Genomic DNA, 24,182 nt, shown 5'->3' on the forward strand with positions numbered 1-24,182 from the left:
ACTTGCAAAGTACAGTTTAGCTAAATCAAAAGGTGAAAGGTTTGTTTTTTATCACTCTAGAAACACACCCTATGCCTTTAGCCAGTCATTAAGAAGGAATGAACTAAAATAACATGCAAAAAAAACAAATAAATATTATGATCTAATTCTTATTTTTATCCATTAACCGAATTTTATTGATAATTTATGTATTTGAAAATAAATAGCCATTTAAGTCGCCGCACCCTTTCCTTTGGCCTTTTGATGGTTTTTTTGATCGTTTCAACAGCCATATCGCTAAGCTACAATCATTCAAATACTGATAAAAAACAGGCACCTAAAATAGCCAAGCCCAAAAGCATTCATATTCCAACCCCAGCTCCGACATCTGAAATGGTTTCAGGGGTTGTGAAATACTCTTTTGTCAGTTCTATACTATCCTCTGGTTTGACGAACAATGAATTAAAATCACTATTGAGTCTGTTAGGTGATAATTTTGACATTATTAAATCAGTTAACAACGGTGATAAGTTTTCAATAAAAACCCAACATGATGGTACAAACACAGAATATGTCAGTGCTTTTTACTATTTAGGCAGTGATATAGAATTTTTTGCTATGAGAGGGGCGGATGATAATATCTATAACGAAAATGGATATAAAATAAATAAAGGCTATGTATTCCCTCTTCCTAAGCATTATCGAGTAAGTTCATCATTCGATTTAAACAGGAAACACCCTATAACGAATCGAATTGCACCTCATTTTGGAACGGACTACGCGACACCTATTGGCACAGAGATTCATTCGTTGTCCGACGGTGTCGTTTTGAAGTCTCGATATAACCGTTTCGCAGGTAACTACTTAACCATAAAACACACTGATGGAAACTATGCGCGCTACCTTCATCTTTCAGAAAGACATGTCTTAGCTGGGGAATACATCACTAAAGGTCAGATAATCGGTCTTACTGGGAATTCAGGCCGGACAACTGGACCTCACTTGCATTTAGAGCTTTCGGTTGCTGGAGTACCGGTTAACTTCGAACAATATATCAACGCAGAAAAAAGCTACAACGACCAATTTATATACATTGCTCAAGCTGAACGTAAGCAGCTAATAAAAAGCCTAGCTCAATCTGTACAATCAAACCAACCTCCAACATAGGTTCCCCTAGTAATATTCGATTTACCTTTGAGGCAAACCAAGCAGATACACGCATTATTTACCCCCGAAATAATCGATTCAAATAATGCGTCCCTCACTAGCTAACCTGAAATTTTTAACACTTAATCAAAGAGTTAGCCATATGATAACTGTGCTCTAAATTGTAACTTAGTAGTCAATTTCAATTGAACTCCCAAGAATCTTTGCGCAAATGTCTTTTTCTGTAGTTCTTCTAGGCGATATAGCGCTTTACACGCCCTAGCGAACCCTTACAATGTGCAGCAAATATATTTATCAAGGTTTATCTCTATGTCTATTCAATGGTTTCCGGGTCACATGCATAAAGCCCGCAAAGAAATCGAAGAAGTTATCCCACAGGTTGATGTGATCATCGAAGTACTGGACGCTCGTATCCCGTTCAGTAGTGAAAACCCAATGATCTCTTCACTGCGCGGCGATAAGCCTTGTGTAAAAGTACTGAACAAGCGCGACCTTGCTGATCCTGAGCTTACTGAGCGTTGGATTGAGCACCTCGAGAAAGAGCAAGGCGTTAAGGCGATTGCGATTACCACCAGCGCTAAAGAAGAAGTTAACCACGTTATGGAGCTAGTACGTAAATTAGCACCGCATCGTGAACAGATGGGTAAGAATATTCGTACAATGATCATGGGCATCCCGAACGTGGGTAAATCGACCATCATCAACTGTTTGGCTGGACGTACGATTGCGGTAACGGGTAACCAACCTGCAGTAACTCGTCGCCAACAACGTATCAACCTTCAAAATGGCGTGATCCTTTCAGATACTCCAGGAATCCTTTGGCCTAAAGTAGAAAACCCACACAGTGGCTTCCGCCTAGCCGCTACAGGTGCGGTAAAAGACACGGCAATGGAATACGATGAAGTCGCATTCTACACCGTCGAGTATCTAGCTAAGCAGTACCCTCACCTTTTGAAAGAACGCTACCAAATTGAAGAACTGCCAGAGTCAGATATCGAATTGATGGAAGCCATTGGTCGTAAGCGCGGTGCACTTCGTGCAGGTGGTCATATAGACATTCACAAATGTTCTGAAATCCTTCTTCACGAACTTCGCAGCGGTACTTTAGGTAAAGTTACGCTAGAGCTACCAGAGATGATTACTAAAGAACTGGTTGAAGTTGAAGAAGCGGCTGCACTGAAAGCTGAACAACAGATTAAGAAGAAAGAAGAGCGCCGTAAGCGTTACTTGAAAAACAAGCGCTAACGTCTTTGAAATTATAAGATATTCACGCTCTGACCGCGAAAAGTTAGAGCGTGAGCATAAAAACTGCACACCTATGATGATAGAACTAACATATTGTCACATAAATAAAAACTCGCATTTACAACCAGCATTGACGTAGACATACTTGCACCAAATTATTGTGACACAGTAGCGATTTACCTCCAATGCGTTCATACCCCGGATTTCAAAACCAACGATTTAAGACTTATTTCGACAATGAAATCTATCTACCGTACGTAAAATTCATCTACGTACCTATTACCATATTCTTTACTTTCATTATCTCCGATTACATCAATTTTGGGGCACAATGCATTTTCCCTGTGGTGTTGAGAACGGTACTTTTCGTCATCATGATGTTCGTTGCGGCTTACTGCATCAAACATAAACCTAACCACTTGCAGCAGCTCGAAGCTTGTCTTCTGGTCATCAGCGCCCTATTTCTCGTCTATGTTGGTCGCATCGCCATTGATTTCGGGAACTTAGATTATCAAGGTGGCACCATCCTCGTGATGATCTACGTTGGGACATTTTCCAGAATGTCCGCTCGATATAGTTTAAGCGCGCTGACCATTATCTTCTTATGCTATCTCGTTGGCTTAGCACCACCACTTTACGCAGCAGAACCTAGTCACGAAATGGAAACTATTTCCGTATACGCTTCAGCTTACATTCTTATTGCAGCCTCTTGTTTAAGACGAGATTTCGAAGTACATAAACGTTTTACTCAATCAGAACAGCTTCGTAAACAAGCCATCCAGCTACGTAAGCAATCTAACTTGTTTGAAGCTCTCTCGTATCAAGATGCACTCACCGGATGCTATAACCGACTGTATCTGCATCAAGTTATTGAACCGAACATTGACCGCCAGCTTTCAATGACCACTATCATGATCGATGTTGATCACTTTAAGTCAATCAATGATACCTATGGCCATCAGACCGGGGATGCAGTCATCAAAGATTTGGCTGAAGCTATTCAAGACACCTTGCCACAACATAGCACCTGCTTTCGTTACGGAGGTGAAGAATTTTTGGTCATCATCCAAAACGAGAGTGAAGCAAGCATTAAGCAGCTAGCAGACGACTTATTGGCTTGCCCAGCTCAGCTTCGATTTGAAGTCACGGTATCTATTGGCGTCAAGCATGTGACTCAAGCCTTAGGATCGGTTGAACAACTCATCAACGATGCCGATCAAGCTCTCTATTCATCGAAGAAGAAGGGAAGAAACTGCATTTCTTGGTCGGACTAGAAGCCCAATAGCGCCCTAAAAATGAGAAAGCCCCAGACCTATTCAGTCTGGGGCTTTATTCGTTCTAACCGCACTTAAATTAACGTTAGTTCGTTAAAAATAGGCATATTTAATTACGGGTTAAGAATACACAACACTCGCCGTTTTTTGTTCCAGCTCCTCTGGAGAACCCCAAGAAATCACCTTCTCGTTCACTTGGCTCCCACATGGTGCGTTCCAAACTTGCTCTAGTTCTTCTTTGCCACCAATCGCTTGATAAAACGCAATGGCTTGGTGATTCTCAGACATCACCTCTAGGTACAGTCCTGAATCCGAATAATATTGCTGTAACCACTTCGATAACTCAGACAAAAGACGTTTGCCTACACCACGACCGCGGTAATTATTGTCTACATGTAACGCATCAATGAACGTACCACGTTCAAAGTTGTGATTACCAAACGCGCAGACAAAACCAACCAGTAAACCGCCCTCTTCAAGCAATAAAACATGTTGGTTAAAAGGAGGATTAATCAAACGAGTCTGCCAAATAACAGATCTGTCCTCCAAAACATCATTTTCTAAGTAATCATCAGCAAGAATGCCACGGTAATATAGCTTCCAGCTATCCGCGTGTAATTGGGCAATCCGCTCATAATCTTTATATTCAGCTACCTTAATTTCCATTTATTAGCCCTTAGTACTTCCATTTATGACTTGCTACTACATTTCACACTACCTTTATACAATATTTAAGCAAAACATACTAATACACGTTTACACTTTCAATATTGACTTACACGTGTACGCTGATATTCTAGCGCACAGATGTAAGCCCAATGGAAATTTTGCTAATGAATAGTGCTGACAAACCATCAACAAAGAAGCCACCATTAATCTGGCTCAATATTTTTGTATTCTCTTCTAGTATGCTGCTTGCTGTTGTTGCGGCTCCCGTTTATGGCTACTTTTTTGGCTATGGAATGGAGCACTGGATATGGCTAGCGGTCTGTTTTACTTTTTGTAATCTGTCTATCACAACAGGCTATCACCGTTTATGGTCTCATAAAGCGTTTGAAGCGCATTCAAGCCTAAGATTCCTGTTTGCTTTGGGCGGTGCATTTGCTCTCCAGAACAGTGCACTACACTGGTCTTCTGACCACCGAGTGCACCACAAGCATGTCGACAACAACGACAAAGACCCATACTCAGCCAAACGTGGCTTCTGGTATTCACACATTGGTTGGATGATCCGTAATTACAACACAGCAATGTATACTGATTACGAGAATTGTCGCGACCTGAAGAAAGACAAGATCGTGATGTGGCAGCATAAGCACTACGTTTTGCTCGCGTTACTCATGAACATTGGTGTTCCTATCGCATTAGGTGTGATTTACGGCGATGTGATTGGCATGTTGTTAATCGTAGGTGCGGTTCGTTTGGTACTTAACCACCATACAACCTTCTTCATAAACTCTCTTGCTCATATCTGGGGTAGCCAACCTTTTACTGACAAAAACACAGCTCGTGATAACGGTGTGTTAGCAGTACTCACTTTTGGCGAAGGCTACCACAACTTCCACCACATCTTTGAGAACGACTACCGTAATGGCATTTACTGGTGGCAATACGATCCAACGAAATGGTTGATTAAGAGTGCTTCTTTGATGGGCCTAGCAAGTAAGCTTAAGAAAACACCACAAGCTCGTATTGAAAAGGCCGAAGCGACAATGTTACTGAAACGCACTCAGCAGAAAATCATGCACCGTGCCGACAAACAGCAAATCGCAGACAAGCTTCAACAAGAGTTCGATGCTCTAGTATCAAACATGAACGAATACTACGAAGTCAAAAAACAGCTACTTGAAAGTAAACGTGAAGACGTTGTGAAAAAGTACGAACACTCTGTTCTTAAAGTTCGCTACCAACAAATCAAAATGAATTTTGAACAACAGAAGAAAAATTGGGCGATGACAGTAGAACAATACGCTTAACACCCAAGTAACAACACAGTTTGATTCTTGTTCTGAAGCCCTCATATTGCTATGAGGGCTTTTTTAATCAGCGTAATGGATTACCACTAGCTTTCAGCTCTTGAGCTTGAATTGTGGATGCCAAGAACCATAGTTATTGGATTTCAGAACTCTTTCTTCAATCTGAATTTATACTTATATTACGTGAACTTATCGAGTTTAAAGCCGAGGAATTGAAAATGAGCAAGCTGACTATTATTGCAACGATCGTCTCTAAAGAAGACAAAACTGAGTTTGTAAAAGCTGAGATGATTAAATTGATCGACAAAACCCGTGTTGAAGACGGCTGTATTAACTACGACCTGCACCAAGATAACATCAACCCTGCTCACTTCGTTTTTCATGAGAACTGGGAGTCTGAAGCCCATCTAGACAAACACTTAGCGAGCCAACACATCGCCGACTACATGGCTGCGACTGAAGATTGTATTGAAACCTTTGTGCTTAAAAAAATATCCGCCTTCTTAGAAGGCGGTTTTGCTTTATAACCCCCTAAAAGGGGGCGTCCGCGCTATCAGTTCTTCAATAACTGTAATTGTTGTTCATACTCTATGTCCTGCTTATCTTGGTGTCGTACATATCGCCGAATGACTTCTTCATTCACACCGACCGTATCTACAAAATACCCTCTAGCCCAAAAGTGATTTCCCCATAATTTCTTACGTATATGTGGGAATCTATTGAAAAGTCGAATTGCTGTTCGGCCTTTTAAAACTCCTAACAAACTCGATACTGATAACTTGGGAGGAATAATGACAACAAGATGAACATGATCTGGTTGAACATTTAATTCTAAAACTTCGCAGTCTTTCATATTGCACAAAATATAGATTGAACGATAAAGCTCCTTTCCTACCTTATCTTTCAAAATCTTATATCTGTACTTTGGAGTCCAAACTATATGGTATTTGCAACGCCAATAGACATGTGATGAACTTCTGTAATCGCCCATGTGGTTGTTTCCTCTTACTTGTGGTGAATAAGAGGTTACTTCTAACATGGGCACTTCTTCAGGCTATAGCCTCAAGGAACAATCACCACCGCCCTAGGCGGTGGTTTTGAGGAGCCAATAAAATGACGCACATCGCCTAACCAGTCACTCAGAACTGATTCAATAAAAACCCTGCTCTGACCGCAGGGTTTATCTTTTCTTACCAGTTATACTTTTTCGAATTCATTAAGTTCCTTACCTCTGTATTATTTGTCCCCCTTAATAAGCAGCAACTAAACTGCCTACCACTACAAATATTCCTAAACCATTATCAAACAACCTCACGAAAGATCATTCACATTCATTGAAATATTCCGAGTGTCATTTGGCCATAAAATGAACGCTAAACGATATGAACAACAGTCGACAGGAATGTAGATGAATACGAAACAACTTGAGAACGCGGTTAGTGAAGTGACCTTGTTCAACCAGCACCTGCAGTTAATCCAATCCGTACATACCATTCCAACACCAAAAGTGAATTGGGAGTCGATTGCCATGGAACCTGCGCCTGCAATGCCAACAGTCCACTTCGACCATAAAGTCAAAGCCATGGAAGCGCTTGATGAATACAAACCATACTGGCTAGATATACTGTTGGGTAACAAATCTAAGTTTCACACCCTCACAAACAATGTCGAGCTAGCAGCAGAGAAAGACATCGAACAATACAAAGCGGAATTTGTAGATTGGGTACAGAACTACAGTTACTGGACAAAAGGCAATCAATTGTCGCAAGGCGTTTTGAATAACGATAGCCAAGCAAAGCTGTCTGCCCTTTCTGAAGCTCAGCAGAACCCGATGAACGCCTCAGTGGTCGACACCAAACTAATAAACCACAACTTTAATACCTACAAGAATGGTCACCTGTTAGAAATCAACATTCAGGTTAATAAGCACAACGTGATCCCTAAAGATAAAAAGGTCTTATGCCAAGGCGAAGTAAAGTTAGAAACCTTGTCCCTTTCAGAAAGTAACGCCTTATATCGAGAGTACGTGTGCAGCTGTATTCTTAAATGTGCGCAGGACTCTTTCAATGTCTTACCCGAGACAAGCGTTGTGATCAATGTTGAACAGATTTCAACAGACCATTCAAACGAAACCATTCTTTCGTGTCATATCGAAAAAGGGTTGTTGGAATTCTTATTGATTGAAGATGACAAACCCTCTGAGATCCTTGAATTCTTTGTACATATTGAAGATTTCAACCCTCATAGAGGCAACGGGTTCTCTGCGATTAAAACCCTCTTTTCCCCGTTGCCTATCGCGTCGTAGCTCACTAAAAACTTTCGATTCGATCACTGTCTACTCATCACGATTAACCCTTGGTTGGTCGTGTTAAATCACTTTATATACCTAACCATTATGTCGATAAACGCTATATCACAAACTACATTCACATTAAGAAACACTGTTCTACACAAACAATATTTCAACCCGCTACCTTTAACAGCGATGGTTCTGTCTTTTCAAGTATTCGCTGAAGAAACGCTATCGGTGGAAGAACCGGTTCTTACAGCACAAGCTGAGCTTACTGAAGAACAATCCTTCGAAAATGAAGCAATTTTGAATCAAGAGTCAGAACAAGAAGACGAATCGCCTTTCACTACGTTGACCAAATTGGGGTTTATCTACTCTCAAAACACCAGTTCATCGTTGTCGATTAACTCTGGAATATCTGTAGGCTACAAAAAAGAACACTGGGGACAACGAGTACAGTTCGATACGTATTATACCGATGCCGAAAATGATGAAGATGGTACCAATCGCTATACCACCAACTATGGCATCAGCTATGACTTAAACGAAGTCACCTATTTGGTCGCAACAACTCGTTTTGAGCACGACCACTTTGGTACTTATCGAAAGCAGTTTATTACCGCAACAGGTTTAGGTCGTCATTTTTACGATACTGAACGAATTAAACTGCAGGGCTCTGCAGGCCCGGGTTATCGAATCAGTAAACGACAATCCTCCGATGAAGAGTTTCCGAATAAAGAGAACTATGAACTGATCGTCAATGCGAGTGTTGATGGCTCACTAACGCTCACTGAAACCTTTTCTATGGGTGCAACCGCAAACATAGCCTACGGTGAAGAGAACACCAACTACAACCTAAAGGGCTATTTGAAGAACATTCTGATGGGCAATTTGGCACTCACGTTTGATACCGAGTATATTTACAACACCACTGTTGCGTCAGACCAGAGTAACGCTGAAATCTACAGCTCAATGAATCTAAACTACGACTTTTAAAGATCCCTTCGATTCCTACCCCGTATACAAATAAGGCCCTCGTATGAGAGCCTTGAAGTATCTAGCTTAAATTTGAACGATCTCTCTATACTGATTTCGTTCTCAGTCGAGCTAGCACATCCATTTGCTTTAAGTTCGCCATACCGACATACGCGACAGGTACTAAAAACAATGAGAAGAACGTACCAGCAGATAAACCACCGACCAACACCAAACCAATATTGATACGACCTAATGAGCCCGGACCATCTGCCAGTGCCAACGGCAATGAACCAAGGATCATCGTTAATGATGTCATCAAGATAGGACGCAGCCTTGAACGCGCACTGCTGATTGCTGCTTCTTGAGCGCTCGCACCAGATTTACGTTTCTCGTTAGCAAACTCCACCAGCAAAATACCGTGTTTGGTCACTAAGCCAACCAGAGTCAGTAACCCGATCTTTGAGTAGATATTTAAGCTTTGGCCAAATACCGATAGCGTCAGAATCGCGCCCACAATACACAATGGTACGGTAAGCAAGATGATCATCGGATCGACAAAGCTTTCGAACTGCGCTGCTAAAATCAAAAAGATAAATATCAATGCCAATACGAACAACACTTGAGCACCAGCACTCGAATCAACGAGGTCTTTTACAATACCGTTGAATTCATAGCTTTGAGCAGGCTGCAATAAACTCGGTACGTTATCATCAACATAAGCTTTTACATCGCTGGCCGTATATCCAGGCATTAAATCGGCTGTAATTTCCGCGCTGTCTTGCCCCATGAACGTCTTAAAGTTCGATTCCGACGTTACTTGTTTAATAGAAACGAACTGGGACAACGGAAGTCTTTGACCTGATTGAGAGTCAACGTACAACTTGTCCAACACTTTGAAATCACCAAGATCTTTACGGTTTACTTGTACTTGTATTGGGTAGGTATAACCGTCATCTGCTTGTAAATCAGCCGCTTTAACAGAGCCTAAGAATGTCGACAGTGCGTTGGTTACATTTCCATAATCAACGCCAGACAACACAATGGCATTGCGGTCAATTGACAAGTCATAACGTAATTGATCACGTAACATCGAGTTCTTAACGTTAGTTACGCCCTCGTAGTCTTCTAGTGCCTCAACAACCTGATGCGCGGTTTCTGACAAAGCTGATGTGTCACGGTTCACCGTCGTGAGCTCTAATATCATGTTGGTCGCGATATTCAAGTTATCTGCAGAACGAACCTTGAAAGACATGCCGTAGGCAGAGACTGAACTTTGCGCTTTAGCAATAAACTCGTTCACCAGCTCATCAGCGGATTTCTCACGCTCTCCCCACGGCTTCAGTAGCACATGGTTTGTGGGTGTCCCTTCTATGTAAGATAGGTTCGCTTCTACTGAATTATCATCGGCAAATACGCTATTTAGCTGTGCGTTATTGTCTAAATGGTATTGTCGCCCTACGCCTGTTGGCGGTGTCGATGTGACTTCAACAAAACCAGTATCTTCAGTTGGAAGCAGCACTTGAGGCATTGTCCAAACAGCCAAAGCAGACAGAGCAATCAGCATCAAAGCGATACCACTCATCAGTGCTTTACGCTCGAACCACTTACCCAGTTCTCTGGTATACACATCAGACAGTCGGTTAAGCTTGGCATCGACCTTTTGGAACCATTTTGGAGGCGTTGATACAGGCTTCATTAAATAAGCACTCATCATTGGCGAAAGCGTTAATGCCACAAATCCAGAGATGATCACCGCTGCTGCAAGCGTGAACGCGAACTGCCTGAACAGATCGGCGGTCAAACCAGCCATCAGGCCAATTGGCAAGTAAACAACCGCTAAAGTCAGCGTCATCGCAATCACAGGAAAGACGATCTCTCGACACCCCTTAATTGCAGCGTTAAATGGAGTTTCACCCTCTTCGATATGACGGTAACAGTTTTCAGCTACAACGATCGCATCATCGACCACTAGACCAATCGCGAGAATGATCGCCAGAATAGTCAGCACATTGATGCTAAAACCAAGTAAATGCATCACAGCAAACACGCCAATCACACACACTGGAATGGTGATGATCGGAATCGAAGCGACGCGAACAGAGCCTAAGAACAGTACAACGACGGCAGAAACGAGAACAATGGCCTCAACCAAAGTTATGAAACCTTCATCGATTGCGGTTTTAATGAAATCCGCTTGGTTGTAAACCATTTTCATCTCAATGCCTTCAGGCAACTGAGGTTGAATCACATCAATTTGTTTTTTAACTTTATCAGCAACTGTTACCGGATTTTCACTTTTCAGTGGCAGCACCTGAATAGACATAGCGAGATTATCATCTACACGCAAAATACTCGGCGTTAGACTCTCCTCTCCCATTTTGACTTCAGCGATATCACCAATTCGAATGATTTTTCCATTGTCGACACGAACGACCAGATCACGCACATCATCAACACTAGTGACTTGGTTGACAGGGTTAATTGAGAAATCGCGAACTTCGCCTTTGATAGTACCTGCAGTGAACGTCGCGTTGTAAGAACTCAGTGTCCCCACCACATCAGACGCACTCATATTCAGAGCCATCATACGATCGGGTTGCAACCAAACTCTCACCGCTTTATCACTACCACCATATGGGCCCCAGATACCTCCAACACCTTGAATGTGTTTGAATTGAGGCACAACTTGTTGGCTAATGTAGTCAAACATATCTTGCTTAGACATATTGCCGGTATTCACGAAAGTGATGATGTTACTCGGCATGCTGGTGTCAGATGAGTCGTCTGTTACTGTCGGCTTATCCGTCATACTAGGCGGGAAATCACCAATGGCCTCTACGCTACTGCGCAAATTGTTCATCAGGCTCGTGTATTCGACGTCATCAACGTCGTCTTCGAAGATTATTTTGAGGTTACACGTCCCTTCTTGGCAGTCGGTCGTCATGGTTTTTACACTATCAAGACCAGTCGCTGCGGTAATCAGCTTGTCTGCCACATTACGCGACATGAACTCCGCACTCGCGCCGTTGATTGCAGCGGTTACCGTTGCTGAGGGTGTTTTATGTTCAGGAAAATACTGAATTGATAGTTTTTGAAATGACAACAAGCCAAGTAAAACAATCGTGATACTCAGAACAGACGCAAAAACGGGGTGCTTAATACAGATCTCAGGAAGCTTCATTCACACTCTCCTTCGTTACGGCTTCCTTGCTTAATGTTTCCTTGCTTTGGGTTTCATTCGATGAATGCTCAACAGTAACGTTTTTTTTCTGCACCTTTACTGCTTTCGTTAATTACGTCGTCAACCGCTTTTGATGATTCAGTCCAATCAACAGAAGGTTCAATCGGGTGTGACTCATCATCCTGAATTTCGGTCATTTCTATTTCAGGCTTAACGGCTTTTTTCGAGCTCTCTTTAGCGGCTTGCTCGGTTATCAACTCAACCGTTTTCTGCTCGGCATTTGGGTTCATGACCTTAACTAACGACGCTTTCTTTAGGTTCTGTTGCCCCGTCACAACGACGTTATCGCCCAGTTTTAATCCCTTCTCGACAACAACATATCCGTCGTTCGTATTCACACCCAATTCAACAACGCGTTGCTCAATCTTTTCACCATTCACAACCCAAACAAAGCGCTGTGCATCTTTTGCTTGAACTGAGTTTTGAGAAACCACCATCTTCGTTGAATCCTCGCTCGTCATTTGACTTACTTTGGCAAACATACCTGGGACTAAACGATGATCAGGGTTGGTCACATGCGCGTGCACTTCTACGCGGCCAGAGCTTTCATCAACGGCTGGTGCTATGTAATCCACCACACCAGAGAAGGCTTCATCGACAAAAGCATCAACTTGGATAGAGACATTTTGGCCGAGCTGAGCGTTGCCTAAATCTGACTGTCCAATGGAGTATTGAACTTCGACAGGATCAAGCTTAATCAAGCTCACTAACGCAGTGGCGCCATCGATCTTACTGCCTACTGAGTGGGTAAAATTGGTTAACTGCCCATCAAATGGCGCAACCAACAAATAGTCATTCATCAGCGCTTCTTTCTGACGGAAATCAGCGGCTGCTAGATTTGCCTGTTCTCCTAGCTCTTCAACATCTTGTTGAGACATAGAGTCAGGCTGTTTCTTTAGTAATTCTTGTACTCGCTTCAATTTCGACTTGGCTAGTGCTAAAGAGCTTCTAGCTTTGTCTAAATCGGCTTTCGCTTTGGTGTTATCTAATTGAGCGATCAGTTCGCCTTTTTTAACCGAATCTCCATCTTTGAAATGGATGTTAAGAATTTTATCGGAAGCACTAAATGTCAATGCAGCAGAATCCGTAGCCCTAATTTTGCCTACCTCGTTAATTGAAGAAGTGAATGCTTGTTTGTGAGCTTTTTCGATAGTCACAGGAATCAGGTTTGAGTCTTGGGCAAACGTCGGGGTGATATGTAAGGCAAACAGCGCCAAACAGATTGTTTTGCTAAGCTTTGTAAATTTCATTTTTAATAACCATAACCGTTGAATTCGTCTGAATTAAAACGTTTTTCTAAGCAGCTATTTCTTACTTAATGAGCTTCCAGCTATTTAAATAATGCTAAAACAGCTAATAATGAGAAAAGGGCTCAACTCACTGTCGAGCCCTGCAATTTTTATATGATTCCTAAATTTTTACGTTTAGAACTCCAAAGTAAAAGTTAAAAACGATGCTGATATTGAACGCCAAGCAAAAGAGCATTGGCAGTCACATCAGCAGTTATATTGGAACTCGTTCCCGGAATAGTCGTCAGGCTTTCGTCAATATCTTGTGATTCTCCGATGATAAATCCGACACCAATGTCAACAGAACTGGCAGCTGTGAAGTTATATGTCCCTCCGACGGTGAACCAGTGACGATTAACATCAGGAATAGATAACGATGTGAGTTCGTCTGTTGGAGAAATGTCGTACATGTAGCCAGCTCTTAGCACGATGTCTTTTGACATGGTGTATGTACCACCGACCGAAACATGCCCCGCATCTTTCCATTGATACTCCTTGATAGAATCGTCGTAAGAATCAGACGTTAATGAATCAAATTCAGACCAATTCACCCATTGCAGGCTGTAATGGAATGCCCATTGCTCGTTGATTTGGTGCCATCCAGAAAACTCTAAAGTGTCTGGTAACGGAACATTCATTTTTTCTGCCGTACCAGAACCCAGCATCCAGATATCCCCTTCAACTTCGATATCGGGGCTATAACGGTAACTAATACCAAATTTGTTGTGTTCGTTGACTTGGTAAGTCGCACCAACATTTGCACCCAGACCAAACCCGTCTGCATCGACATCAAGTAGATCTTTACGGTGAATCTCGCCTTCACCGTAGATAACATCAAGACCTGCACCTAAGTTGATTTTTTCAGACAACTCATAAGCGACAGCAAAACCAACGTTGATACTGGAAAGCGCCGTTTTACCTCCGAACTCGTCCGCTTCGAACGACTCGTCAAACTCAACATCGGTACCGAAGTTAGAGTGCACAGTTGCACCCAGAGTGAACTTCGAACCCTCAATAGGATGAACATAATGAATGTTCGGAACCAAAGTTCCCGCATCTAGAGATTGATCATCGAGTGTGTCTGTATAGCCTCTCATCGGCGTGTAGCTAACATTAGACACATCAATACCACTATCGATATAAATAGCACCAACAGAGAGTGTTGGTTGCTCGATATAAGCCATCGCAGCGCTGTTCTTAGCAACAATCGCCGCGCTATCTGCCATCACTGCATCGCCCGCAAATGCACGGCCCAACCCTGTTGCTGATTGTGCGTTAAGTTGGAATCCTGCGGCGTTTGTTAAGCAAGGAATGAGAGCAGCTGCGGTGCCCAATATAAGTTTATTCTTCATCTTGAGACACCTCTGTTTCGATATGATCTTCGTTATTGATGACAACTAGCGAACCGTCAGTCATTACCATCGAAGCAACAGCAACTTGCTGAGTATCTACAGCTTCACGAACGTCTGCCATGTTTTCACCTGGCATTCCCGGCAAGCCATTTTCATCTACAGGGCCTTCATACGGGAATAAGTACGTACCATGTCCACCCGTCGTTGTTCTTACGACTCCACGTGGTTCATCCGTATTCCGAGTCGTACCTGTTATGGGGTCTAAGCCAAGGGCAGTAATTAGTGGCTCGGTACCAGTGCGAATATTGTCTGGGGCGGTATTTGGAATAACGCTATCTGGAACATAATCAACACCTACATCACAGGTTTCACCACAATCTCCGACGGCCGCTAACAAAAGAGTGGGTTGTTGAGCTGCAACTTGACGAGAGATGAAGCTAGCAGGGTCAGCACTATCAATTGTGGCTTGAACCCCTTGTTTAAGGTCTGTCACAACCAAATCAAAAATGTCATTCTCTAACTGACTAACAAGCAGAGCGTTATCAGATGACAGTTCGACAAACTCTCTAAGTGCTTCAATACATTGTTGATTTGTTGCCTCCACTGTACAGGTATCGGGTATCACCGTTTCAGCAATGCCACGCTGAACATCTGGAGACTTCTTAACACCTTCAGACATTTCAGGGCCTAAGGTTTGAGAAGACAGAACCAAGTTCGTTAGCCCTTGCCCCGGAACAACAAAGTTCACCGTGTTGAATCCGAAATCGGACTTAGAGTGAAAATCAGGACTGACTTGGCTGAACTCACTTACCATCACCGACATGATCCCACCCAACGACTGCCCAATTAAGTGAACGTTATTGTTATCAACCCAGCCTTCTTGGCTTAACGCATAGCGAAGCCCCAAGAAATCAGATACAGACTGTTGAAGATTAGAACGCAGTGCTAAAGGCGAATCTATATTGATGAAAAACGCTTTATTTGCTCGAGCGCTTATTTCAACTCCTGTACCTTCACCATCAGAGTCAGTATTGTCGTAACGCATACGTTCTCCGTGATATGGCATGTCAATCGCAACAACGGCATAACCTTTTTTTGTATATTCCGCAGCCATCAAAGAAGCGGTGCCGCGCTCCGCCGTCACACCATGGATGAATACTACTGTTGGAAATCCAGTCGATGTCTCTTTTGGCCTTGGAGTATCTTCGTAATTTGGCAAATAAATATCAGCCGTTATGTTGAGGAATTCTATTACTTTAGGGGCTGACATCTCAGCAGTAGGAAAACCACCGTCGGCATTAGTGATCCATTCATAGAGTGGTGGGCAGTTTTCTTTCGGATCAAACTCATCAATAAGGCACTCGGATTCTCGAGCCTGAGTAAAAGGTAAATACGACGGTATTCTTAACTTCTTAGAATATTGATTGTAATCTCCATTAAACTCTCGAACTTTCTCATAACCATCTAAAAATTTGGTGTTGAACTTGACATGATTGTCTCTCATCGCATCCAGTGACGAATATGAACTCTGAGTTTTAAATTGCGCTGCATATACAGGAATACCCTTATCTGGATATAATGCATAATATGAATCAATTGCACTCAAGACTTGCTCTTGAAGACCTAGTTCTTTATCGCTTTCTAGCGGAACACCTGAATAAATCAATTCATCAAAACTAGAGTCTGCTTTTAGAGGTTCTTCAAATTCAGTTTTTACCCCATCAGTTACAACGATCGAATACGTCGTTCCTTCTTTTAATCCTGATTCGCATTGAATAGTAATATTGGAACCGTCAGCTGATATTTTAGTATCAACTTCCTCACCGGTTACGTTATCAATTAATACAACATTCCCGGCTAAGGATTCGTTATTTAGTGGATAACGCTTATCAGAATTAACACTTTGTAGAGGAATTAAAATCGGTTCTGCACAAAGCCCCCAGCCGTCTAAAGCTGCGTATGAGTTATTGTAATCTTGATAATACGCGTCGTTAGTCGATGACATTGCTGCAACGTCTTCACCGACTCCAGTGATAGTTCCGTCGTCGTCATACCCGTAACCGTCGTTCGGTTTTGGTAACTCATTTATGTTGTAGGGCACTAATACTGAAACGGGCTCTTGAGTCGGGTCTTCCGACTGACAGCCGAATAAGGCTAGCGTTATTAGTCCACATAAATATGGCTTATTGAATTCTTTCAAAATTTCTACCTCGTAGCTTTCGCATTTAACTGGTGTGGTCATGCGTTTATTGTTATTTGAGTTGCCAATTGAGTCAGAGGTAAGCTTGACTTTTATTCGCAGAGAGCAAGGCAACACAGAGTTGGAATGACACGTTGATAGAACTACGTAAGAAATTTGAGCCGTTAACCCACACCCACTAAATCAGCGTCACCGAACAATGATCCAATAGCAGTGAACACCAAGCACCTTAAAACGCATTAAACAACCTAAAAAAGGTTTATAAGAAAGTCTAAATGATAAAGATTAATTGTTTATATTTAATAACTTACAATGTACTAGCACGAAAAATAGTGAGTTTATATTTATGCTGACATTTGTTATATTTACGTTAGAACGCTTATAACAACGAGAACCCAGATGTCTGCTGAATTCATTATCAATGATGATATACAGGTCAATTTAGAAGAGAGTGAAATCCATCACTTCAAGACGGGCCGTACCTACCCAATAGGTTCTAATGAGTCAGAGTTACTCAAATATTTTATCTCTAGACCGAATGAAGTGATCACTCGCCAAGTTCTAATCGAGCAAGTGTGGGTGTCCAAAGGTATATATGTAGAAGATGGCAGCTTAATGCAGACTATCTCCATTTGTCGCAAAGCTTTAGAAGATAAGACCGGAATGATCATTGTCACTGAACGCGGTAAAGGTTACCGATTTGCAGGGCAAGTAACGCAAGACAAAGAACGCGCATTACAAAAAATAAAACGACGACAGCAATCAGAAGAAGCTGAACAACAAACAGTTAACTCTAATGAAGAAAACACCAAAGCTGAATCAGCCGCCCCTGTAGATAAGAAAAACAATCTATTGACACTGATAGCCTTGTTTATAATTGCCGCTGTTTGTTCTCACTACCTATTCACATATTTAGATAGAAATAGCTTAGTGGAAGAGCTCACTGGTCAGCATTTTCTTTCTTGTAAAATAGCATCAGACGAGTTTACTTTTAATGAGCTGAATAACGTTACTCTTTATGAGCATAAAGGACGAAAAATCATCATCGATAATTCAGGAAAATCTTTAAGCTTCCCTAGTGATTTTACAGGAGTAACTTGTGAATAAAGAAATACGTACATTGATTGGAGTGACACTAATTGGTGTTTTAGTCGGTTGGCTGACGACTATTTTTCCTAAAGTTCATTTGCAAGGTCATTATTTAGCTAACGCTGCGTCTGTGATCACCCCAACGAATAAAGTTATCTATAATCAGTCGTCAATCAATATCGAATTTAAGAAAAATAATAGCTACGATTTATTATATGTGTCTACCAAACAAGCCGGCTTTACTTCATCTGGATCTTATACGGCCACTCAACACAATATTTCATTAGATGAAAGTGCACATGAGCAAATTTTGCCGAATAGAGAGTTAGAGTTCTATGAGAAAGTCATGATCAGTGAAGGTTCTGTATTGTCGTCAGACGCAATGCCTTACATACCTCTAAACGATGATGAGCTGTTGCTCGTCACTCAAAATGGCATGATCCACTTTTGTAAAAAGATGGCCTGTCCTGATTTACCGACTTATTCAAACACCGAACCTGAGTTAAATATAAATTGATGAGTACATTGCAATAATAAGTACTTTTCATCCTCCAATGATTTGGCGTTTATCAACCTAATTCAGTAGGCGCCAAATCATAAAACAACCCACTTTCTTGTCATAAAGCCCCCTTTCCTGTCAGTTACCTCGACAAATAGACAAAACACGATAATTTTATAAACCAGCCAATCATATGCAACTGAATTAATCAAAAGTGATCCAAGTTATATTCTATCAAGCCACATAATTTGTTTATTAACATCTAAACAACAGTAGTTAATCATGATTTATAACCATAATTAACATCGAAAAAAATGTTTGTCTTAGATCATATCAACCTCAACTATGCCTCGTGCCACAGTGCAGTTTTCTGTACATTCATTGTCATATTCTGAAACACTTTCTTATATTTTTTAAACTTTGTGGAGATTTCTATGCTAGAGCTCTTGATCGGATTAGTGATTACCATCGCTGTTGGTTACTTTATTGTGAAAGGCTATAAAGCAGCGGGTGTATTATTAACTGCTGGCCTTGCCCTACTTCTTATTACTGGCCTTGTTGGTCACACAGTTTTACCAGCTAAGGTAGCTTCAACAGGTAACATGGTTACCGACGCACTAGAATTCGTTAAGTACATGCTTCAATACCGCGGGGGCGGCCTAGGCATGCAAATCATGCTTCTGTGTGGTTTCGCTTCATACATGACTCATATCGGCGCGAACAACGTGGTAGTAAAGCAATTTTCTAAACCACTTGCAGCTATCAAGTCTCCCTATGTACTTCTTGTTGCGGCTTACATCGTAGCGTGTCTAATGTCGCTAGCAGTAAGTTCTGCAACAGGCCTTGGTGTTCTATTGATGGCGACCCTATTCCCAATGATGACAGCAATGGGTATTTCTCGCCCTGCTGCTGTCGCGGTTTGTGCTTCGCCTGCGGCAATTATCCTTTCACCAACGTCTGGTGATGTGGTTATTGCAGCTGAAAAATCAGGAATGTCTCTTGATGTGTTTGCCGTTCAAACGGTACTTCCAGTTTCTATTTGTGCAATCATCGTAATGGCTGCAGCCGCTTTCTTCTGGAACAAGTATCTGGATAAGAAAGAAAACACACCAATGGAAAAAGTAGATGTTTCTGACATTGAAACGACAGCACCCGCTTTCTACGCTGCGTTGCCATTCCTGCCTATCATCGGTGTATTCCTATTTAACGGCCGTACAATTCCAGGCCTGTCACTTGATATCTACACCATCGTAGTGGGCTCTATCTTCGTGGGCGCAATCATCGATTACGTTGTGAAGAAGTTCGACGGCGAAAAAACGCTAGAAGATCTAGATTCTTGCTACCAAGGCATGGCAGAAGCATTCAAAGGCGTGGTAATGCTGTTGGTTGCGGCGGGCGTATTTGCTCAAGGTCTAATGTCTATCGGTGCGATTGATAACCTAATCGGTCTTGCTGAATCGGCAGGCGCAGGTGGTATCGCACTGATGCTAATCCTGACAGGTCTAACGGTTGCGGCTGCTATCGCGACAGGCTCTGGTAACGCGCCATTCTATGCATTCGTAGAGCTTGCTCCATCACTGGCAGCGAAAATGGGCTTGAACCCAGCGTTCCTAATCATCCCAATGCTTCAAGCATCGAACCTAGGTCGTACCATCTCGCCAGTATCTGGTGTAATTGTAGCGACTTCTGGTATGGGTAAAATCAGCCCATTTGAAGTCGTAAAACGTACATCTGTCCCAGTAATCTGTGGTCTTATCACAGTTATCTTCGGTACGCTTGTTCTAGTACCAATGGCAGCTTAATTCTCAGTAAAAGAGACATGCTAATTTAGATATAAAATGCTTAAACAAAAAGGCGCTGAACTTAATAGTTCAGCGCCTTTTTTAATGTCACATGTTCAATGTCGTTTGAAGCTAACGCTATTTGATCCGAACACTTGTAACTAATAGTATGGCTTGAAATAGTTTATTTCAAAGGAACAAGCCCTACTTCATTTCACCGTAACGTTCTAGATAAAGAACCGTTGCAGCCGTACGTGAAGGTACCTGCAGCTTCTTCAGCAAGCTCTTCATATGTACCTTAACTGTCGATTCAGAAATGAACAGATGATCAGCAATTTGCTTGTTACGGTAACCTTTCGCAACTTCTTGAAGGATCTGAGTTTCACGCTCAGTCAGTTGGTCAAAGATATCATTACGACTGTCAGCATCATTTAGGTAACGAGAAACGACACTGCTATAGGCTTTATCGCCGCTGTGTGCTTGCTTAAGCAGTTCAATGAGCTCATCGGGTTCAGTGTCTTTCAACAAGTAACCATCAGCGCCCGCTTTTACAATAGCTTCTATATCTGCAGGGCTATCCGATACGGTTAAGATGACAATGTTAGCGCTTGAACCATCGGTACGAAGTGCTTTTAGGGTATCTAATCCAGACATCCCTTTCATATTCAGATCCAAAAGGATCAAATCAGGTTCTTCTTCGTGAGCAAGTGCAACGGCTTCGGTGCCATTGCTCGCTTCTGCAATCACTTCAAATTCGTCTTCAAAGCTTAGTAATTGGCTTATACCTCGGCGCATCAATGGATGATCATCGACCAGCATTACTTTACAAATCGTCAACTTTAACTTCCTTCAAACTTTTATATTTCAATATGACTGTACAGCCTTCACCTTGAGCTGCTTCAATCGTTAAGTCGCCATTCAGTCTTGCCGCACGCTCCTGCATAATGCTCATTCCATAGTGGTTCATTCTCGAACTACCTAGGTCAAAGCCATCTCCATTATCTTTGATCACGACTAATACTTCACCATCTTCATCGATACAGCATACATCTATCAAGTCGGCATTGGCGTGTTTTATTGCGTTTATTGTTGCTTCTCGAATCAATTGAAGCAAGTGAACCTGACTGTGTGCATCAAGCTCAATCGATGACAGATTATTGGTTAAGTTAATCTTGGCATCTGTTCTTTCACTGAGTTGCTCGAGCATGGTGCTCAAAGCATCTCCGAAGTTGCCCTCTTTAATGGACAACCTAAATGTCGTGAGCAACTCTCTTAACTGAGTATAAGCATCGGCTAAGCCGTTACCTATCTCTGAAGCAATTTGCTCTGATTGCTCGCGGTGTTTTTGCTCAGGTAATTTACCAATCACACGCTTCAATAAAGTCACTTGAATCTTCAGGTATGAAAGCGACTGAGCAAGTGAATCATGCAGCTCACGTGCTATTGTCGCACGCTCTTCCATAATAATAAGCTGCTCGGCTTTCTTTTGCGCGCGATTATAATAGATTGCACGAGATAACAGTTGAATAAAGCTCTCTATTAACGTCTTTGTTGAGTGCCCATGATGATATGAGCAATACAGGTAACCTAAAATGAGCTCGTTATCATCCAGCTTCATCTCAAATTTTTCATACTCACGATTCGCGTCGTAGCCCTCATCCATTATCAATGAACGACCTGAGTTATCTACAATCTCTAATCTTAACGACTCGATTCCTTCTAAGCTGACTAAGTGCTGCAAGATGGCCCGAAAGTTTTCAGGGGCAATCCGCGTTACCGTGAGTTCTTGAGATGAATAATAAAGTGCTTGTAATGATTGGTTCGCGTTTTGCAGTTCAACCGTTTTGGCATCAACGACATCTTCGAGGTTTCGATAAAGTACACCCAAATCTTTGGCCATTGAGTTGAACGTTTTCGTCAAAATACCCAATTCGTTGTTGCTGGTAACCTGCAATTCCACCTTGAAGTCGCTATTTTTTATCCTCTGACTTGCGCCGACTAGCGCATGGAGAGGTTTAACAACTTGTTTACGTACAAAGTGAACAACAAAAAGAGATATGACGAGAATGCCACCTAAGCCAATACCACCAGCCCACGCTAATTTAATCAGCTTATTCTCTGAAAACTCCTGAAGCTTGAAAACGAAGTGGTCTATCTCATTTACAAAGTTTTCCACCAGCACCAGATAATGTTGACGATCATCGCTATTCAATACCCGCTTCAGTTCATGCCAGCGACCAATGATTAGATAGTAATCTTCTGTGATATCGGTTGGCACTTCCCAACTGACCCTTGCGAATCCCCTCATAATCAGGCTTAAAAACAATGAGGTAGACGTGCATCGCCGTCTTTGATCTAATGAATATCGCTGAACACACATTTCGAACAAGTGGGTTAATAATGCGCGACATTCAGATTCTACAACAAACCATACAAAACCAATGCCCCTCCATTCACAAAAAACGCGTTAGTTCTCTGATACTTGCTACAAAAAGTGTACTTGACGGCTCAGACTTAACGCTGACTAAACTAGGTCGCAAACTAGAAACTAATACCACGGTAAAACATGCGATCAAACGCGTTGATAGACTGCTTGGAAATCGCCAACTACATCGTGAAAAAGACCTTATTTATAAATGGCATGCCTACTTAATAACGGGCGCTAACCCATGCCCTGTGATCCTTGTGGATTGGTCTGATGTTCGTGAACAACTTCGTTATATGACGTTAAGAGCATCCGTTGCACTTGATGGTCGAGCCGTCACAATCTTTGAACAAGTTTTTGAGTATGGCCAATACAATTCACCGAAAAGTCACCAAACATTCCTCGATAAATTGCAGAGTATTTTGCCGAATAAAATCAGTCCGATCATCGTTTCTGATGCGGGTTTTAGAAATACTTGGTTCCGCCAAGTTCAGGAGAAAGGTTGGTTTTGGTTAGGTCGTGTCCGAGGTGAAGTATCAATCAAACAACCTCAAAAACCTTGGGTCTCAAATAAAACCTTTTATCCAAACGCTGTCCATAAACCCAAATATCTTGGCAACTGCTTATTAGCAAAGAGATCACCGATATCTTGTGAAGCCTATGTTTATAAGGGATTAGAAAAAGGCCGAAAAGCCCAGCGCCATAGTAGAACCAGCCAAAAACACTCCGCTACACATCTCTATCAACGCAGTGCAAAGGAGCCGTGGCTACTCGCGACTAATGTCCCTCGACATATCTTAAATGAAGTACAAATTACCAATCTGTACGCCAAGCGTATGCAGATAGAAGAAGCCTTCCGCGATCTAAAGAGTACCGCCTATGGGATCGCACTTCGTCACAACAGAACTCGCTGTACTAAGCGATTAGATATCCTGCTTCTTATTGCGTTGCTCGCTGAAATCTTGATGTGGTGGAATGGCCTAATTGCAGTACAAGCCAAATGGCATTTTGACTTCCAAGCCAACAGCATTAAACACCGCCGAGTTCTATCCATACCTCGTCTAGGGAGAGAGGTACGAAATCATCGGCGATATCAAATTAATGAATCCCAATATCAATGGGGAATGTTCGAATATCAAAGGCTCACACACAACGCAGGACTAGGGAAATTATGAGGGGATCCGTCAGCGCCTTTATATTTACTCATGTGTTCACCTCGTGTTTAAAGTCCGGCCATTCTAACGTTCACCACCTCCAATAAATAAAACTCCAATAACATCGTATTCAGTCTATATAAAATAAAAATAAAACAAACAAATACAACAACTTAATGTAAAATAATCAAGTAAAAATCATTTTCATTCTTTATGTCGATTTTATTAACACGTGATTTATCT

General features: G+C 42.0%; 17 protein-coding genes and 2 pseudogenes. 11 read left to right on the forward strand and 8 right to left on the reverse strand.

The window, feature by feature from the left end:
• The first annotated feature begins 186 nt into the window (after positions 1–186).
• From QWZ07_RS02450 to QWZ07_RS02460, 3 genes are all read left to right on the forward strand, one after another.
• Entirely contained in the window at positions 187–1,146 is a 960-nt protein-coding gene (locus QWZ07_RS02450; RefSeq protein ID WP_192854621.1) for a peptidoglycan DD-metalloendopeptidase family protein, read from the forward strand.
• 309 nt (positions 1,147–1,455) lie between these two features.
• Positions 1,456–2,391 (forward strand): ribosome biogenesis GTPase YlqF, encoded by a 936-nt coding sequence (gene ylqF / locus QWZ07_RS02455; protein ID WP_192854620.1) that lies wholly within the window; start codon positions 1,456–1,458, stop codon positions 2,389–2,391.
• A gap of 185 nt (positions 2,392–2,576) precedes the next feature.
• A complete protein-coding gene (locus tag QWZ07_RS02460) occupies positions 2,577–3,665 on the forward strand; it encodes a GGDEF domain-containing protein (protein WP_192854618.1) in 1,089 nt (362 codons plus the stop codon).
• Positions 3,666–3,785: 120 nt separating this feature from the next.
• On the opposite strand, the gene QWZ07_RS02465 is transcribed toward QWZ07_RS02460, so the two are convergent.
• A complete protein-coding gene (locus QWZ07_RS02465; protein ID WP_017082115.1) occupies positions 3,786–4,331 on the reverse strand; it encodes a GNAT family N-acetyltransferase in 546 nt (181 codons plus the stop codon).
• Positions 4,332–4,498: 167 nt separating this feature from the next.
• On the opposite strand from QWZ07_RS02465, the gene QWZ07_RS02470 reads away from it, so the two are divergent.
• Together QWZ07_RS02470 and QWZ07_RS02475 are read left to right on the forward strand one after the other, a co-directional pair.
• Positions 4,499–5,641: an acyl-CoA desaturase gene (locus QWZ07_RS02470; RefSeq protein WP_065104753.1), complete on the forward strand. Its 1,143-nt coding sequence runs from the start codon at positions 4,499–4,501 to the stop codon at positions 5,639–5,641.
• 218 nt (positions 5,642–5,859) lie between these two features.
• On the forward strand, positions 5,860–6,168 hold the full coding sequence (locus tag QWZ07_RS02475; protein WP_192854616.1) for a putative quinol monooxygenase: 309 nt from the start codon (positions 5,860–5,862) through the stop codon (positions 6,166–6,168).
• Positions 6,169–6,194: 26 nt separating this feature from the next.
• On the opposite strand, the gene tnpA is transcribed toward QWZ07_RS02475, so the two are convergent.
• Positions 6,195–6,632 carry an IS200/IS605 family transposase gene (gene tnpA, locus QWZ07_RS02480; protein ID WP_192854767.1) on the reverse strand — a complete coding sequence of 146 codons (438 nt, stop codon included), beginning with the start codon at positions 6,630–6,632 and terminating at the stop codon, positions 6,195–6,197.
• Between the two features lie 417 nt (positions 6,633–7,049).
• Here tnpA and QWZ07_RS02485 point away from each other — a divergent pair, with 417 nt between their 5' ends.
• Complete coding sequence (locus tag QWZ07_RS02485; RefSeq protein ID WP_192854585.1) at positions 7,050–7,946, forward strand: hypothetical protein; 897 nt, start codon at positions 7,050–7,052, stop codon at positions 7,944–7,946.
• Between the two features lie 180 nt (positions 7,947–8,126).
• Positions 8,127–8,927 (forward strand): DUF481 domain-containing protein, encoded by an 801-nt coding sequence (locus QWZ07_RS02490; RefSeq protein ID WP_029223360.1) that lies wholly within the window; start codon positions 8,127–8,129, stop codon positions 8,925–8,927.
• An 85-nt stretch (positions 8,928–9,012) separates the two neighbouring features.
• Here QWZ07_RS02490 and QWZ07_RS02495 read toward each other — a convergent pair whose 3' ends face one another.
• The 4 genes and pseudogenes from QWZ07_RS02495 to QWZ07_RS02510 all read right to left on the reverse strand — a co-directional run bounded on the left by QWZ07_RS02495 (position 9,013) and on the right by QWZ07_RS02510 (position 17,033).
• A complete protein-coding gene (locus QWZ07_RS02495) occupies positions 9,013–12,090 on the reverse strand; it encodes an efflux RND transporter permease subunit (protein WP_192854583.1) in 3,078 nt (1,025 codons plus the stop codon).
• A pseudogene (locus QWZ07_RS02500) lies at positions 12,077–13,400 on the reverse strand (efflux RND transporter periplasmic adaptor subunit). The gene QWZ07_RS02495 and the pseudogene QWZ07_RS02500 overlap by 14 nt, the downstream one beginning before the upstream one ends.
• 194 nt (positions 13,401–13,594) lie before the next feature.
• The gene (locus QWZ07_RS02505) at positions 13,595–14,791 is read right to left on the reverse strand and encodes an outer membrane protein transport protein (protein ID WP_192854579.1); all 1,197 of its coding nucleotides are present in this window, start codon (positions 14,789–14,791) and stop codon (positions 13,595–13,597) included.
• Positions 14,781–17,033, reverse strand: coding sequence for an Ig-like domain-containing protein (locus QWZ07_RS02510; protein WP_192854578.1), 2,253 nt, complete (start codon positions 17,031–17,033; stop codon positions 14,781–14,783). Before QWZ07_RS02510 ends, QWZ07_RS02505 begins: the two co-directional genes overlap by 11 nt.
• A 357-nt stretch (positions 17,034–17,390) precedes the next feature.
• Between QWZ07_RS02510 and QWZ07_RS02515 the strand changes: the two genes are divergently transcribed.
• The 3 genes from QWZ07_RS02515 to dcuC all read left to right on the forward strand — a co-directional run bounded on the left by QWZ07_RS02515 (position 17,391) and on the right by dcuC (position 20,381).
• The gene (locus QWZ07_RS02515; RefSeq protein ID WP_192854576.1) at positions 17,391–18,098 is read left to right on the forward strand and encodes a winged helix-turn-helix domain-containing protein; all 708 of its coding nucleotides are present in this window, start codon (positions 17,391–17,393) and stop codon (positions 18,096–18,098) included.
• Positions 18,091–18,597 carry a hypothetical protein gene (locus tag QWZ07_RS02520; RefSeq protein ID WP_076666535.1) on the forward strand — a complete coding sequence of 169 codons (507 nt, stop codon included), beginning with the start codon at positions 18,091–18,093 and terminating at the stop codon, positions 18,595–18,597. Before QWZ07_RS02515 ends, QWZ07_RS02520 begins: the two co-directional genes overlap by 8 nt.
• 416 nt (positions 18,598–19,013) lie before the next feature.
• A complete protein-coding gene (dcuC, locus tag QWZ07_RS02525) occupies positions 19,014–20,381 on the forward strand; it encodes an anaerobic C4-dicarboxylate transporter DcuC (protein WP_192854574.1) in 1,368 nt (455 codons plus the stop codon).
• A 183-nt stretch (positions 20,382–20,564) separates the two neighbouring features.
• Here dcuC and QWZ07_RS02530 read toward each other — a convergent pair whose 3' ends face one another.
• Entirely contained in the window at positions 20,565–21,197 is a 633-nt protein-coding gene (locus tag QWZ07_RS02530) for a response regulator (protein WP_017105883.1), read from the reverse strand.
• A pseudogene (narQ, locus tag QWZ07_RS02535) lies at positions 21,184–22,650 on the reverse strand (nitrate/nitrite two-component system sensor histidine kinase NarQ); the annotation flags it as partial. The pseudogene narQ and the gene QWZ07_RS02530, both read right to left, overlap by 14 nt.
• Before the next feature lie 110 nt (positions 22,651–22,760).
• Between narQ and QWZ07_RS02540 the strand changes: the two are divergent.
• Positions 22,761–23,960, forward strand: coding sequence for an IS4 family transposase (locus tag QWZ07_RS02540; protein ID WP_132982278.1), 1,200 nt, complete (start codon positions 22,761–22,763; stop codon positions 23,958–23,960).
• The last annotated feature ends 222 nt before the right edge of the window (positions 23,961–24,182 follow it).

The sequence above is a fragment of the Vibrio lentus genome (assembly GCF_030409755.1).
GTDB lineage: Bacteria > Pseudomonadota > Gammaproteobacteria > Enterobacterales > Vibrionaceae > Vibrio > Vibrio lentus.